This window comes from Proteus genomosp. 6 (assembly GCF_040139785.1).
In the GTDB taxonomy this organism is placed as follows: Bacteria; Pseudomonadota; Gammaproteobacteria; order Enterobacterales; family Enterobacteriaceae; genus Proteus.
Genome location: NZ_JBEEVJ010000009.1, coordinates 67,455 through 81,583, shown reverse-complemented (window position 1 = coordinate 81,583; position 14,129 = coordinate 67,455). Strand labels below are relative to the sequence as shown.

16 protein-coding genes are annotated in these 14,129 nt (G+C 39.5%); 8 read left to right on the top strand and 8 right to left on the bottom strand.

Annotated features, from left to right (window positions below; translation table 11 throughout):
• Nucleotides 1-2 precede the first annotated feature (2 nt).
• From nrdG to ABN212_RS12620, 3 genes are all read left to right on the top strand, one after another.
• On the top strand, nt 3-467 hold the full coding sequence (gene nrdG, locus ABN212_RS12630; RefSeq protein ID WP_349443281.1) for an anaerobic ribonucleoside-triphosphate reductase-activating protein: 465 nt from the start codon (nt 3-5) through the stop codon (nt 465-467).
• 31 nt (nt 468-498) lie between these two features.
• Complete coding sequence (locus tag ABN212_RS12625; RefSeq protein ID WP_023583554.1) at nt 499-708, top strand: hypothetical protein; 210 nt, start codon at nt 499-501, stop codon at nt 706-708.
• A gap of 159 nt (nt 709-867) precedes the next feature.
• A complete protein-coding gene (locus ABN212_RS12620) occupies nt 868-1,230 on the top strand; it encodes a hypothetical protein (RefSeq protein WP_232799445.1) in 363 nt (120 codons plus the stop codon).
• A 26-nt stretch (nt 1,231-1,256) separates the two neighbouring features.
• On the opposite strand, the gene ABN212_RS12615 is transcribed toward ABN212_RS12620, so the two are convergent.
• The gene (locus tag ABN212_RS12615) at nt 1,257-1,697 is read right to left on the bottom strand and encodes a YhbP family protein (RefSeq protein ID WP_198626349.1); all 441 of its coding nucleotides are present in this window, start codon (nt 1,695-1,697) and stop codon (nt 1,257-1,259) included.
• Between the two features lie 114 nt (nt 1,698-1,811).
• A complete protein-coding gene (locus ABN212_RS12610) occupies nt 1,812-2,063 on the bottom strand; it encodes a YdgH/BhsA/McbA-like domain containing protein (RefSeq protein WP_349443280.1) in 252 nt (83 codons plus the stop codon).
• A gap of 285 nt (nt 2,064-2,348) precedes the next feature.
• On the opposite strand from ABN212_RS12610, the gene ABN212_RS12605 reads away from it, so the two are divergent.
• Entirely contained in the window at nt 2,349-2,633 is a 285-nt protein-coding gene (locus tag ABN212_RS12605; protein WP_109372668.1) for a GIY-YIG nuclease family protein, read from the top strand.
• A 13-nt stretch (nt 2,634-2,646) separates the two neighbouring features.
• Here the strand turns inward: ABN212_RS12605 and ABN212_RS12600 are convergent, their stop codons facing one another.
• Both ABN212_RS12600 and ubiT read right to left on the bottom strand, forming a co-directional pair.
• A complete protein-coding gene (locus ABN212_RS12600; protein ID WP_196533542.1) occupies nt 2,647-3,150 on the bottom strand; it encodes a GNAT family N-acetyltransferase in 504 nt (167 codons plus the stop codon).
• A complete protein-coding gene (gene ubiT / locus ABN212_RS12595; RefSeq protein ID WP_109372670.1) occupies nt 3,144-3,677 on the bottom strand; it encodes a ubiquinone anaerobic biosynthesis accessory factor UbiT in 534 nt (177 codons plus the stop codon). Before ubiT ends, ABN212_RS12600 begins: the two co-directional genes overlap by 7 nt.
• Before the next feature lie 216 nt (nt 3,678-3,893).
• Between ubiT and ubiU the strand changes: the two genes are divergently transcribed.
• Both ubiU and ABN212_RS12585 read left to right on the top strand, forming a co-directional pair.
• Nucleotides 3,894-4,889, top strand: a complete 996-nt coding sequence (gene ubiU, locus ABN212_RS12590) for a ubiquinone anaerobic biosynthesis protein UbiU (protein WP_088493968.1) — start codon at nt 3,894-3,896, stop codon at nt 4,887-4,889.
• A gap of 13 nt (nt 4,890-4,902) precedes the next feature.
• Entirely contained in the window at nt 4,903-5,781 is an 879-nt protein-coding gene (locus ABN212_RS12585; RefSeq protein ID WP_349443279.1) for a U32 family peptidase, read from the top strand.
• Nucleotides 5,782-6,001: 220 nt separating this feature from the next.
• On the opposite strand, the gene ABN212_RS12580 is transcribed toward ABN212_RS12585, so the two are convergent.
• The 3 genes from ABN212_RS12580 to ABN212_RS12570 are packed head-to-tail and all read right to left on the bottom strand — an operon-like array spanning nt 6,002 to nt 9,291.
• On the bottom strand, nt 6,002-7,165 hold the full coding sequence (locus ABN212_RS12580; protein ID WP_196533589.1) for an ABC transporter permease: 1,164 nt from the start codon (nt 7,163-7,165) through the stop codon (nt 6,002-6,004).
• Complete coding sequence (locus tag ABN212_RS12575) at nt 7,165-8,310, bottom strand: ABC transporter permease (protein WP_198626351.1); 1,146 nt, start codon at nt 8,308-8,310, stop codon at nt 7,165-7,167. The genes ABN212_RS12580 and ABN212_RS12575 overlap by 1 nt, the downstream gene beginning before the upstream one ends.
• Before the next feature lie 9 nt (nt 8,311-8,319).
• Entirely contained in the window at nt 8,320-9,291 is a 972-nt protein-coding gene (locus ABN212_RS12570; protein ID WP_198620212.1) for an HlyD family secretion protein, read from the bottom strand.
• A gap of 234 nt (nt 9,292-9,525) precedes the next feature.
• Between ABN212_RS12570 and ABN212_RS12565 the strand changes: the two genes are divergently transcribed.
• Together ABN212_RS12565 and btsR are read left to right on the top strand one after the other, a co-directional pair.
• Complete coding sequence (locus ABN212_RS12565) at nt 9,526-11,229, top strand: sensor histidine kinase (RefSeq protein ID WP_109372675.1); 1,704 nt, start codon at nt 9,526-9,528, stop codon at nt 11,227-11,229.
• 2 nt (nt 11,230-11,231) lie between these two features.
• The gene (gene btsR, locus ABN212_RS12560) at nt 11,232-11,948 is read left to right on the top strand and encodes a two-component system response regulator BtsR (protein WP_109372676.1); all 717 of its coding nucleotides are present in this window, start codon (nt 11,232-11,234) and stop codon (nt 11,946-11,948) included.
• 195 nt (nt 11,949-12,143) lie between these two features.
• Here the strand turns inward: btsR and ABN212_RS12555 are convergent, their stop codons facing one another.
• Nucleotides 12,144-14,042 carry a DEAD/DEAH family ATP-dependent RNA helicase gene (locus ABN212_RS12555; RefSeq protein WP_160229903.1) on the bottom strand — a complete coding sequence of 633 codons (1,899 nt, stop codon included), beginning with the start codon at nt 14,040-14,042 and terminating at the stop codon, nt 12,144-12,146.
• Nucleotides 14,043-14,129 lie beyond the last annotated feature (87 nt).

Genomic DNA, 14,129 nt, shown 5'->3' with positions numbered 1-14,129 from the left:
GAGTGAATTATCATCAATACTATCCTGTTGATGTGGTAAATGGTCCTGGTACTCGTTGCACCCTGTTTGTTGCAGGGTGCATACACCAATGCCGCGGCTGTTATAACCAATCAACGTGGTCATTAACGTCGGGCAAGCCGTTTACACAAGAAGTGGAAGATCAGATCATTGCTGATCTCCAAGACAGTCGGATTAAACGACAAGGATTATCACTTTCAGGTGGAGATCCACTACACCCTCAAAATCTTTCTGCTATATTAAAATTGGTAAAACGCGTTAAAACGGAATGCCCTGAGAAAGATATTTGGGTTTGGACTGGCTACTTACTGGCTGACTTAACCCCAGAGCAGCAAGAAGTCGTTAACTTTATTAACGTACTGATTGATGGGAAGTTCGTACAAGAACTTTATGATCCCGCATTACTGTGGCGTGGTAGTAGTAATCAGGTGATCCATAAATTGAAGTAATACACATTGAATTAAATTAACTGGAGGATGTATGCCTTTAAGTGATAATAAATATGTAAGCTTTTCTGAAGATCATGAACTGAACTACCATTTAAAAAAATGGGGTAAAAAGCAGTCTAAAGCGAATCGAGAACAACTCGTGAAGCTAGGCACCGAATTGAAAAAGAAACTTGGTGCTAAACATCTCCAGCATACTGAAATAGATGCTGAGATAGAAAAAAATCTTTCATCATTCGAGTAATCCCTAAAAGCCCATTTATATAATGGGCTTTTTTCTTACCATTCTTACTTAATCACTCCTGTTATCAAATGCGAATCATTTTCAAAAAAGATGGTAAAAGTGATTAGTTTTGTTTTATTATTAACTCTCTTGACTATTCTTTTTATGATGATATTTGATATGAAATTAGCGCTCTTCCCTTTATTTTCAATGATTTTACTTTCGGGTTGCAGTAGTACTTGGGAACCCAAAGGTGCATCAGATTACACATTACAAGAAGCAAAATTAATTTGCGATCTCGATGCCAATACTCGTTACCCTATCCGCAAAGAAGTGCTACAACGTACTGTTTATCGTGATGTACAAAGAACGTGTCGTAAAGATGATAAAGACCATTGTGGTGATAAAAAAACCTACACTGAACGCGTACCAATGACAGAAAGTTATGTTGAGGACATTAATCAAGAAGACAGAAGAACTTTCTATACTTCATGTATGTCTTTAAAAGGGTGGGAACAGAAAAATCATTATTTTTGGGAATAAAAGAAATTTGAGAAAAAATAATCAGCTTAATCACGCTGCCAATACAGCTTAGTCCCAAAACCTAACTGATTATTGACCATCTTAATTTCTTGTAATTGTAATTCCCATAAAGGCACATGGATGGCGGCTAATGCGACAGGAAAGCGTAAACAGTAATGTTTTCTTGCGTGGATGTCGTCCTTACCTGCCAGTAAAGCAACAGAACCCGTGAATTGAATACCTTGTAGATCGGATACTGCAATTTCTTGCGTACTAATACTTCCTGCAACTAATAAATTTTCCTGCATCATTTGAGCATGACGCGTTTTCTTTTCAGAAAGAAAAACAAGCCTCATCTGGCTTTCATCGAACCAATAAAAACAATTTGCACACCAAACATCACCTAATGAACGAGTTGTACATAAGGTAAACACATGGTTATCTCGAATGTATTGTTTAATTATTTTGATCGAGTCTAAAGAAGACATAATACACCTGTATAGATACAAAAAGAGACGCTGTTTAGCTGATAATTATATCATCAAAACGAGCGTCTTACCGCGTGTCTCTTATTACAGGTTATTTATCGAAAATAATTAAAATTAACGATAAATTTCAGCATTTACAGTGAGGTAATCGTCACCTGTTGCGCCAACAACTTTAAAGCCTTTTGCACCTTCATCTTTTGCAATTTGAGCAATTTTAGTGGTTAAACCATCTAAAGTATCGCTACCTGTGATTGTGATATACTCACCATTAACAGAAGGGCTTTTTGATACGCTATCAGATGCGATTGAACCGAATGAAATAGCACTTAAAGCTAATGTTGTAGCGATTAATGTAGATTTTTTCATAATAAACTCCAATTAAATTCTAATTTTGTTAGGTATCGCGGAGTGTCTCTCTGTGATATGGATCATACTATGCGCTTTAATTTAACTTTAAAATTAGCAATAATTGCTGTTCATTTTCAAAAAAATTGAATGTCATTTTATAAATAACAAATTATTCTGTCACAAATATTTCACAACATATTGATATATCTAATAGATTTCATTTTGATAAAACGATAAATTACTCAATTCAAAAATTAAGAAATATTATTTATCAAAAAAAAGTAGCACGAAAAGGAAAAAATGATGGCTGATACAGTGTGGTCACTCTATATTGTCAGAAATCGTCTTGGCTATCTTTATACAGGGATAACGACAAACGTTGAGCGACGCTTTACTCAACACCAGAATGGAACCGGTGCTAAAGCACTGAAAGGAAAAGGACCTTTATTATTAGAGTTTCATTGCCAAATAGGCTCTCGGCAACGTGCTTCTCAACTTGAATACCAATTAAAACAATTGAAGAAAACGCAAAAAGAAAAGCTGATCAAAGACCAGCCTTCAGACATTGCGTTGTATTTAACACGATAGACAATCTGTTCGATTAAACCTCATCAAATAATGGCGAGAAATTCACTAAACCATGAATATTTTCAACATTACCATTATCGAGAGCATAGAACTGAAATGCCTCTTCGGTGTCAGGCCATTTGCAATGTAACCCTTGTGATTTTGCAGGAATAAAGCCTGATTTTTGATAGTACTCTGGCTCACCTAATACCACCACGGCGCCATAACCAAATTCATTTAGGCTATCTAACCCTTCATTAATCAGTTGGCGTCCAATACCTTGGTTCTGGAAATCAGGTGCAACAGCAAGAGGCGCAAGCCCTACCCATTGGCAATCGACACCATCAACATCAACGGGTGTAAAGCCAATGTAACCCATAACGTGGCCTTCATCATCGACTGCGACCATACCTAATGTCAGCAGTCCCTCTTCTCGTAAATGTCCCACTAAATCAGCTTCTGCACCTGTAGGAAACGCTTGACGTAAAAGGTTATCAATAGCTGGAATATCAACGGGAATTTCAACACGTATTAGCATGAAGTTGAGCTCAGTTCATGGCTGTGTAGAGTGTCTTCGGTTTCTTCTTGAAGCCCACTTTTTACAAACTCAGCCAGTTGTAATAAACCAAAACGCAACACAGATGGCATTGAGTCTAATTCAATTGCGTCCATCAGGTTCTTAACATATAACCCGAGTTCTGTATCACCCTCAATTTGTAGACGGCGTTGGAAAAATAAGGTGTCAGGATCTTCTTTGCGCGCAGCAATTAAAATAAGATCATTTGCATTTCCACTAAAGCTGACATCTTCTTTTTCTAAGCGACTGACCACTAATTTATCATCACAAACACTGATAAACCACTGTAAATGTAAGTCTCTTATCTCAACTTTTAGCCATTTATTTTCTAGAAAGTGCAAATCGCCTTCCGCTAAAGATTCACGAAATTGCCAGCTTAAAAACTGTTCTAAAATATCGCGTTGCAGAGCAAATGGGGTAACTTGTAAAGGGTAACGTAAAAAACGAGGTCCCTCTTTAACCAAATGGGTACGAATTTTGTTAAACACGTTCGGACTCCTATAAATAAAATTACGGGCTATTGTGCCAGATATAGACAGATATTCTGCGATCCTATATCAATATTCGGTTAATCCGTTGCTCACATTTTGTGTTCTTTGATTTTACTTAAGCAAAAAACGAAGTTCTCTGCCCTAAATCAAAACCTTTTTTTATCCTGCTCATTACAATTTCTGATCATTCTTAATTTCTAAAGGGAAGTGAAGATGGAATTGCTGTGCCCAGCGGGTAATTTACCTGCCTTAAAAGCGGCCATAGATAATGGTGCGGATGCCGTTTATATCGGCTTAAAAGATGATACTAATGCAAGACATTTTGCTGGTTTAAATTTCACAGAAAAGAAGTTACAAGAAGCGGTTAATTATGTTCATCGCCACCAGCGAAAATTGCATATTGCAATAAACACCTTTGCTCACCCTGATGGATTTGAACGCTGGCAAAAAGCCGTTGATATGGCGGCATCTTTAGGGGCTGATGCTCTTATCTTGGCGGATATCGCCATGTTAGAGTACGCTGCAGAGCGTTATCCTCATATTGAACGTCATGTTTCAGTACAAGCCTCAGCAACCAATACACAAGCTATTGAGTTTTATCAACGTAACTTCGATGTGGCTCGTATTGTTCTTCCTCGTGTTCTATCTATTCATCAAGTCAAACAATTAGCACAAACTAGCCCTGTACCTTTAGAAGTTTTTGCCTTTGGCAGTTTATGTATTATGGCTGAAGGTAGATGCTATCTCTCTTCTTATTTAACAGGTGAATCGCCAAATACGGTAGGTGCTTGCTCTCCTGCACGTTTTGTACGTTGGCAACAAACACCACAAGGGATGGAATCTCGCCTTAATGATGTCTTGATAGACCGCTATTCACCTGATGAAAATGCAGGCTACCCAACACTGTGTAAAGGTCGCTATTTTGTTGATGATCACTGTTATCACGCATTAGAAGAGCCTACGAGCCTCAATACTCTTTCACTCTTACCTGAATTAATGGCGATGAATATTGCGTCAGTTAAAATTGAAGGTCGTCAACGTAGCCCTGCCTATGTGACAGAAGTGGCGAGAGTTTGGCGTGCAGCCATTGATCAATGTAAGAAAGATCCTCAAGGTTTTAGTACTAATCCACGTTGGATGAACGCGCTAGGAAAGATTTCAGAAGGAACACAAACAACACTGGGTGCTTATCACCGTAAATGGCAATAATAAGGATACGAAAATGAAATATGCATTAGGATCTGTACTTTATTATTGGCAAAAAGAGACACTTGAAGCGTTCTACGAAAAAGCAAAACAATGCGACGCTGATATTATTTATTTAGGCGAAACAGTTTGCAGTAAACGCCGAGAAACCAAACCTCAAGATTGGATAAACCTCGCCAAAGAAGTCGCTAAAAGTGGCAAACAAGTGGTTCTTTCTACCTTAGCGTTATTACAAGCACCTTCTGAATTGAAAGAAATTGCTAAGCTGGTTGATAACGGTGAGTTTTTAGTTGAAGCACATGATTTTGGCGTGATTAATATGCTTTACGAGCGCAATCTTCCTTTTGTTGCAGGCCACGGGCTTAACTGCTACAACGCTTATGCACTACGTTTGTTGCATAAACAAGGCATGATGCGTTGGTGTATGCCTGTTGAGCTTTCTCGCGAGTGGTTAAATAATCTTTTAAATCAATGTGAAAAATTAGGCATTCGCAATAAGTTTGAAGTTGAAGTATTGGCTTATGGGCATCTTCCTCTCGCTTATTCAGCACGTTGTTTTACTGCGCGTTCTGAAAATCGCTCTAAAGATGATTGTGAAACCTGTTGTCAAAAATACCCTCAAGGCCGTGAAGTATTATCACAAGAAAATCAGCGAGTGTTTGTGCTTAATGGCATTCAAACACAAAGTGGTTATTGCTATAACTTGGGTAACGATCAAGCTTCAATGGCAGGTTTAGTGGATATTATTCGCCTTTCACCTGAATCTGACGCTATTTTTGATACCTTGCAACAATTTCGCCAAAATGAGCAAGGTCAACAGCCTCTTACAACGATTCATCATCATGACTGTAATGGTTATTGGCGTAAGTTGGCAGGATTAGAATTGGTGAATTAAAGATATATGATACACTTAACAAAACATTTATAGATCAATTAAATCATTATGGATGTGGTGTAAGCGGTATTATTCCTTGGAGTTACCACGGTCTTTCATTAATAGATATTTCAAAATGGGAACCAAGAAAATTATCAATGGATTGTTGCCACCACATAGTAAATATTATTAGTAAAGATAAGATCTACAATATTGATAAATAAAAGCCCTTAAGGGCTTTTTATTTTGACTCACCACGATGATGTAACCAATGCTTAAACTGATGCGTAATATGTCTTAACTCACCATTACGTAGCATACCCACCAGCACACCTAATACCGTATAAATCACACCTAAAACGAGCATCATCACGATATCACCCAATATACTTTGGAATGACAGCCCCATTTGGTTGATTCCCGCCATGGCGTTTACAGCCCATGTAGAAGGTAATGCAGATGAAATGGCAAATACCCAATCTGGCATTGCTTGTAATGGCCAGATTGTGCCAGAAATATAGAACACTGGTGTTGTCACAAAGGCTAGTGTCAGATAAATCATCTCAACACTGCGTAAGCATTCTGTAATTAACTTACCTAACCCTAAGACCGCCAATAAGAATGGGAAAGTCAGCATCCAAATCTGGTAAAGCGGCGCTTCCTGGCGGTAACCCAATACCCACGGCCACAAAGCAAAGAATACCGCAGATAAAAATAACCAAATCGGAATAAGTGCAGATAATGCCCCTAGATAAACCGCTAAAGGTGGCTTTCCTTTCGGGGTACTTCTCACCGCGATACTGACGCGGACACAAGCTATTAGAAGTGAGTGCTGTAATAGCATCACTAATAAGCCAGGGAAAATAATCGCAGCAAAACTTACCCCAGGGTTATACATCGCAATGGTTTCACCCTGAATAGGCTTTAATAGGATTTTTGATTGTTCAACACTAAAGCCTGCATTTCTCAAAATACGTCCATTGTAAGCATCTAATAACTGCTGATAAGCCAACATCAACTCTTGTTGAATTTGCCCGCTAGCCAGACGGTTTGTCGCATCACCAAATACAGGCACAGTAACATCTTTACCATTGAGTAGTTTTTTCTCAAAATCGGTTGGAACAATAATAATGGCAAATAACTCTCGCATAATCATATCGTGGCGGGCTTCATCTAAATTATCGTAATTCTTGATGCTTAATTTTGGTGTGGAGTTTAATGCGCGGATCAGTGAATAACTTGCGGGACTGTGATCTTGATTGATAACAGCCACAGGAAGATCCCACAGTACAGGCTTGGCATAAACCAAACTCATAATGCACAGAGAAACAATAAGTAACATCCACATGGGTTTTTCTAACATACCCAATAGAACACGCTTGAAGGTTTGGAAATACATTTGCATCATGCAACACCTACCTGTAATTCCAATCGTTTAAAAATACGTTTACGAACTAAAAAGGCGATAGCAAAAGGATAAATCAGCAAAAGTGAACACACATATAAAATGCCTTGTAGTGATACTTCTCTTAAGAAGATATCAAACATCGCATTTAAGGCGTGCGTTAATGGTTCTAAGTTAGAGATGATCCTTGCAGGCAATATCATCGAAAGCTCGGGCACAGCCATGCCTGAAAATGCCAATGCGATACTCACCAACATACCTATCATACTGTATGCCGTTATCGCACTATTGGTAAACGCAAAGAGCAGCAACCCCACACTTTGAGCTGCAATAATATAGAAGAATCCCACTAACACCATGTATAGTGGATTACCGTTCACCTTTGCCCCTGAAAAATGCACTAATGCCGCGAGTTCGACAATTAATAAGGTTAAGAAAAACAGCGTATAAGGTGTAAGCTTCCCAATAAGCGCAAAAGTAAAAGGCTTAATATTCAGGAGCATATTTCCTCGTGACAAAGAATAAATAGTACAAGTCACGACGAACAGTTGGAGCATATGGATCGTAGCTGCAAATTGCTGGTAATAAATATAACTCCCGCTGGCATTAAACAAACTGTCATAAGAGAGCGTAACTTTTGCCAATGGTGGAACGGGCTTATTCATCTCTTGCGCTAAAACAGTGCGATATTGCGCATTAAGCTCTACAATGAGTCCGCTAAAGTCCTGAATCGCATAACTCCCCGCCGCATAATACAATCCGTTGTAATACATCCGTGTGGTAGGTTGCTTTCCTGCTAATACCTTACTTTCAAAGTGTCGAGGGATGGTCAGTATCGCGTAATCTTTTGCGCTACCTAATCGCTCCATTGCTGTGCGAGGATTACCGTCTAGCGTATTTAATTGTGCATGAGAGCCTGCATTTAGGTCTCTAATCAGGGTCCTTGATAATGGACTATTGTCATTATTAATCACGGAAACAGGCAAGTTCAGCAATGTGCCTTCAGAAAAGTTAGCACTAATTAACGTAAACAACATCAATGGAAACAGCCAGCTTAGCCAGTGAAAAACGGGGCTACGAACTGCCATATGAGTTTCTCGTGAAAATGCGCTACTAAAGCCACGCCAAGCTGCCTTTACTCTCATTATTCGTCCTTATTTATCCCAGCGCCATAATGCGCTCATACCAGGACGTAGCCCTTCAATTGGCGTAACAGGATACAGTCGGATTTCAAATGTTTTTAAATCGAAATCACCTGTTGCTCTTGTTGCTCTTTTTGTTGCGTAGTCGCCCATTGGGGCGATATAGCGAATTTCAGCTTCTACTTCTTTATTGCCTAATGCGGGAACCGTGATAGTAATGCGATCACCTTTACGTATATCCGCTAAGATATCTTCGCGGAGGTTATAAACAAAATAAGCATCAGGAATTCGGATCAGTGTAGCAAGTGGGCTATTCGCATTAAAAAGCTCACCAATTTCCGCAGGAATAGGACCAACTTCTCCATCCACTGGCGCTTTAACTTGTAGATCGTTTTGTTGGATCTTCAACTCAATAAGTTGTTGTTCTGCTTGTTGCACCGCCGCCGTATATTTGTGGCGTAATTCAATACGATCACCATTTTGGGCTTCATCAAGCTCAGCTTGCGCGGCTCTTACACGTTGTGAAGCAACATCACGGCTACGGCGTGCATTATCAAGTTCTGTCGCTGATACATAGCCTTTATTCGCCACAGCACTGATACGTTGATAATCTCTTGCTGAATTTGCAGCTTCCACTTTTGCTTGAGATAACACGGCTTCTAGGTTACGAATACTCTCTTCTCTTGTGCCATGTAATGACAAATCTAATTGAGCTTGTGCTTGTGCTTTAGCGGCTTCAAGTGCAGCAACTTGCGCATTGAGTTCGGGGCTTTCTAATGTGATCATCAATTGCCCCGCTTTTACATCATCACCTCGCTCTATATGACGCTCAATCACACGGCCTTTGGCTTTAGAGGCGACAATCACTTCCGGTGCATCCACTTCGCCTTGCAGTAATAAATATTGATTATGCGCGCGGAAAAGTATGGCTAATGCAATTAGTATTAGCATTAATAAAATAAGATAGATGGCTCTTTTTTTCATATAACGATTAGACCTTAATAGTGAAGTAGAACACTCACTGACGGAGTTATATTACACAATAACTCAGAATTTCTTTAAGAATTTTGTGCGCCAGATCACTGACGCAAAGGAATATTTTCTTTGAAAGTGCGATTAAGTTATTCTTATATCAAACTTTATCGCCTCATTAATAGCCCTGTTTTATCTGGTATTTTTATATTTATCAGATAAAGAAGAGAACGGTACTCGATACTTATGTACGAATTTGATCTTATTTTGCTGTTATTACAGCAAATGTGCGTTTATTTAATCATTGCTTGGTTTTTAAGCAAAACACCTTTATTTACGCCACTTCTACAGGTCACGATAAAGCTTCCGCATAAGTTGATGTGCTACGTCATTTTCTCTATTTTTTGTATTATGGGCACCTATTTTGGGCTACATATTAATGATTCTATTGCCAATACGCGTGCCATTGGTTCGGTATTAGGCGGATTACTAGGTGGCCCTTATGTCGGCTTCCTTGTCGGTTTTACGGGAGGCTTACACCGTTATTCTCTGGGCGGTATGACCGCATTTAGCTGTATGGTGTCTACTATTGTAGAGGGATTAATTGGCGGATTAGTTCACCGTTATTACGTCAAACGCGGGCAAATGCACCGCATATTTAATCCATGGACCGCAGCAGCCGTGACTTTCTTTGCCGAAATAATACAGATGAGCATTATCTTATTATTAGCTCGCCCATTTAATGAAGCGCTTGCCTTAGTGAAAGATATTGCTGCCCCAATGATTGTCGCAAATACCGTTGGTGCGGCGATGTTTATTCGAATATTACAAGATAGACGGGCAATATTTGAAAAATATACCAGTGCATTTTCAGCTCAAGCATTAAAAATTGCCGTTTGCACCGAAGGTATTTTGCGTAAAGGGTTTAATCAAGATAATAGCACTCGAGTGGCAAAAGTCATTTATCAAGAACTAAGAGTCAGTGCCGTTGCGATTACAGATAGAGAAAAACTCCTCGCCTTTATTGGTATTGGCGCTGATCATCATTTACCGGGTACACCTATTTCATCAGAACAATCCAAACAAGCCATCAATAATAATGAAGTTGTTTATGCAGATGGTAATGAAACACCTTACCGTTGTACGCTTTCACCCCATTGCAAACTTGGCTCAACCTTAGTTATTCCATTAAGAGGCGAAAATAACCAAGTCATTGGCACAATAAAACTTTATGAAGCTAAAAATCGCCTATTTAGTTCTATTAACCGAACCCTAGGTGAAGGGATTGCAAGTCTATTATCTGCACAAATTCTGGCTGGACAATATGAGCGAAATAAGCAATCTCTTTTAGAGTCAGAGATTAAACTTCTCCATGCGCAAGTGAATCCCCACTTTCTTTTTAACGCATTAAATACACTACAAGCAGTTATTCGACGTGATAGCGAACAAGCAAAGCAATTAGTGCAATTTCTCTCTGCTTTCTTTCGTAAAAATTTAAAAAGACCTGAAGCAGTTGTGACATTAAGTGATGAAATTGAACATGTGAATGCATATTTGCAAATCGAAAAAGCCCGTTTTCAGGAACGATTACAGATTGATATTCAAATTCCTGAAAGCCTAGCTAATGCCCGTTTGCCTGCTTTTTCGCTTCAACCAATGGTCGAAAATGCAATTAAACATGGAACATCACAGTTATTAGATACAGGAAAGATTACAATTAGAGCACACCAAGAGCACCATTTAATCATTATTGAAATCTGTGATAATGCGGGGCTTTACCAACCCCAATGCCCTTCTCATGAATTAGGGTTAGGAATGAGGCTGGTGGATAAGCGATTAAAATTACGCTATGGCGAACTTTATGGTGTTTTAGTGGAATGCCAAGCTGATGAATATACAAAGGTGAAAATTTGCTTACCTCTAGAAAAAAGCATGGATAACGTTGCATAACAATGAATATATTAATCGTTGACGATGAGCCGTTAGCTCGTGAAAATTTACGTTGTTTACTTGAAGTCGAAAAGGATATTCATATTGTTGGTGAATGCAGTAATGCAATTGAAGCCATAGGAGAGATACACCGTAAGAAACCCGATGTCGTCTTTCTTGATATTCAAATGCCACGCATTACAGGGCTTGAAATGGTCACAATGCTTGATCCTGAACATCGCCCGTATATCGTCTTTTTAACCGCATTTGAAGAGTATGCAATCCAAGCCTTTGAAGAGCACGCCTTTGATTATCTACTCAAACCTTTAGAGCAAGAGCGCCTAACAAAAACATTAAACCGTTTACGCCAAGGTAATAAGCAGAATATTGATCTCTTAACGCCTCCTGAAGAACGTTTAAAGTGTATTCCTTGTACAGGTCATAGCCGTATTTGGTTAATGCCCATTGATGAAGCGGTATTTGCAACATCAAGGCTCAGTGGGGTTTATGTAACCAATAATCAAGGTCAAGAAGGCTTTACAGAATTAACATTACGCACGTTAGAAACACGGACACAGCTGGTCCGTTGCCATCGCCAATATTTAGTGAATATGGATTATGTTAATGAGATTGTTTTTGGCGATAATGGGCAAGCGGAGTTGATATTACACAATAACAGCCAAATTCCTGTCAGCCGTCGATATTTAAAGCCATTAAAAGAAGCGATTGGCTTAAGCTAATTTGTTATAAATTAAAATCTGCACGTAAATCTAACCGATTTACTTGAATAAGCTTTCCTATTGTTTATATTGACAGAAATGTGTCGTAATAAATTTTATATTACTAATCAAATGATAAAAAAACCAGTCAACTTTCATTGACTGGTTTTATTTTTTGTCATCAACTCAATTAAAAATTAAGTTAATTACCAACTATTATTGGTTATGAGAGCTGCTACGGCGGCGTGGTGTACCTTCGTTGTTACGACTGCGGAAGTTACCGCGCTCGCCACCACGATCGTTGCTACGCTCACCACCACGGTCGTTATTACCACGACGTTGTGGTTGATCACCATTGTTAAAACGACGACCACCTTGTGGCTGACCATCACGACGGCTGTTATTACGACGCTCACGGAAAGGCTGAGATTGAGCATCACCCACTAATTGCATATTCAGTGGTTTGTTCATAATACGCGTACGTGTGAAATGGCTTAATAAATCTGTTGGCATACCTTTTGGTAATTCGATGGTTGAGTGAGAACCATACAGTTTGATATTACCAATGTAACGGCTGCTGATATCGCCTTCGTTAGCAATCGCACCAACGATATGACGCACTTCAACACCATCATCACGACCCACTTCGATACGGTATAAATCCATCTCGCCAGCATCACGACGTTCACGACGAGGAGAACGCTCGCGATCGTTATCACCGCGACGGCGATCATCACCACGACGATCGTCACGATCGTTAAATTCACGACGAGGACGACGAACTGGATCTGGTGGCAGAATAAGTGCACGCTCACCTTGAGCCATTTTCAGTAATACCGCAGCCAGTGTTTCCATATCCAGCGCTTCTTCACCTTGTGGAGCTAATTTAGGTAACAGAGCACGGTATTGGTCAAGGTTGCTAGTTTCTAATTGTTGTGCGATTTGCTGTGCAAATTTTTCCTGACGACGTTGGCTGATAAGCTCTGCATTTGGCAGTTCTACTTCAGGAATAGTCATCTTCATTGTACGTTCGATATTGCGCAGTAAACGACGCTCACGATTATCAACGAATAAAATTGCACGGCCAGCACGACCCGCACGACCAGTACGACCAATACGGTGAACATAAGATTCTGAATCCATTGGGATATCATAGTTCACAACAAGGCTGATACGGTCAACGTCAAGACCACGAGCAGCAACGTCAGTTGCAATTAAAATATCTAAACGACCATTTTTCAGACGCTCTAATGTTTGCTCACGCAGTGATTGGTTCATATCACCATTTAACGCTGCGCTGTTATAGCCGTTACGCTCTAAAGCTTCAGCAACTTCTAATGTTGCGTTTTTAGTACGAACGAAAATAATTGCCGCATCAAAATCTTCAGCTTCTAAGAAACGAATTAACGCTTCATTTTTACGTGCGCCGAATGTCATCCAATAGCTTTGACTAATGTCTGGACGTGTCGTTACGCTACTTTGAATGCGCACTTCTTTAGGATCATTCATAAAGCGACGTGTAATACGACGAATTGCTTCTGGCATTGTTGCAGAGAACAGTGCAGTTTGGTGTTCTGCTGGGATCTTACTTAAAATGTTTTCAACATCTTCAATAAAGCCCATACGTAACATTTCATCAGCTTCATCTAATACTAAGCCCTTCAGTTTAGATAAATCTAATGTGCCACGGTTTAAATGGTCTAATAAACGACCTGGTGTACCCACAACAACTTGTGGACCTTGACGTAACGCGCGTAATTGCACGTCGTAACGCTGACCACCATACAGTGCAACAACATTTACTTTTGGTAAGTGTTTAGAAAAATCTTCAATTGCTTCAGCAACCTGAACCGCAAGTTCACGAGTAGGTGCTAAAACTAAAATTTGTGGTGCTTTTAATGATTCATCAAGATTGTGTAATAAAGGCAGGCTAAATGCGGCAGTTTTACCACTACCTGTCTGTGCCATACCTAAAACATCATTGCCGTTTAAAAGGAAAGGAATACATTGTTGCTGAATTGGAGAAGGCTTCTCGTAGCCTAAGTCATTCAGTGCAGTCAAAATAGGTGCTGATAAACCTAGATCAGCAAAAGTCATATCGGTTTCAGTAGTCATGTCACTGTGCCTCATTCATTATGGCAGCCAGTTGACATAACATACCGCATGGTTTGTCGGTCTTTATCATCTAAAATGTGAACTGGC

Bases quoted from the DNA above. Each gene is read 5' to 3' on its own strand.
- ABN212_RS12625 (WP_023583554.1), top strand. From the start codon at position 499: ATGCCTTTAAGTGATAATAAATATGTAAGCTTTTCTGAAGATCATGAA.
- ABN212_RS12620 (WP_232799445.1), top strand. From the start codon at position 868: ATGAAATTAGCGCTCTTCCCTTTATTTTCAATGATTTTACTTTCGGGT.
- ABN212_RS12615 (WP_198626349.1), bottom strand. From the start codon at position 1,697: ATGTCTTCTTTAGACTCGATCAAAATAATTAAACAATACATTCGAGAT.
- ABN212_RS12610 (WP_349443280.1), bottom strand. From the start codon at position 2,063: ATGAAAAAATCTACATTAATCGCTACAACATTAGCTTTAAGTGCTATT.
- ABN212_RS12605 (WP_109372668.1), top strand. From the start codon at position 2,349: ATGGCTGATACAGTGTGGTCACTCTATATTGTCAGAAATCGTCTTGGC.
- ABN212_RS12600 (WP_196533542.1), bottom strand. From the start codon at position 3,150: ATGCTAATACGTGTTGAAATTCCCGTTGATATTCCAGCTATTGATAAC.
- ubiU (WP_088493968.1), top strand. From the start codon at position 3,894: ATGGAATTGCTGTGCCCAGCGGGTAATTTACCTGCCTTAAAAGCGGCC.
- ABN212_RS12585 (WP_349443279.1), top strand. From the start codon at position 4,903: ATGAAATATGCATTAGGATCTGTACTTTATTATTGGCAAAAAGAGACA.
- ABN212_RS12580 (WP_196533589.1), bottom strand. From the start codon at position 7,165: ATGCAAATGTATTTCCAAACCTTCAAGCGTGTTCTATTGGGTATGTTA.
- ABN212_RS12575 (WP_198626351.1), bottom strand. From the start codon at position 8,310: ATGAGAGTAAAGGCAGCTTGGCGTGGCTTTAGTAGCGCATTTTCACGA.
- ABN212_RS12570 (WP_198620212.1), bottom strand. From the start codon at position 9,291: ATGAAAAAAAGAGCCATCTATCTTATTTTATTAATGCTAATACTAATT.
- ABN212_RS12565 (WP_109372675.1), top strand. From the start codon at position 9,526: ATGTACGAATTTGATCTTATTTTGCTGTTATTACAGCAAATGTGCGTT.
- btsR (WP_109372676.1), top strand. From the start codon at position 11,232: ATGAATATATTAATCGTTGACGATGAGCCGTTAGCTCGTGAAAATTTA.
- ABN212_RS12555 (WP_160229903.1), bottom strand. From the start codon at position 14,042: ATGACTACTGAAACCGATATGACTTTTGCTGATCTAGGTTTATCAGCA.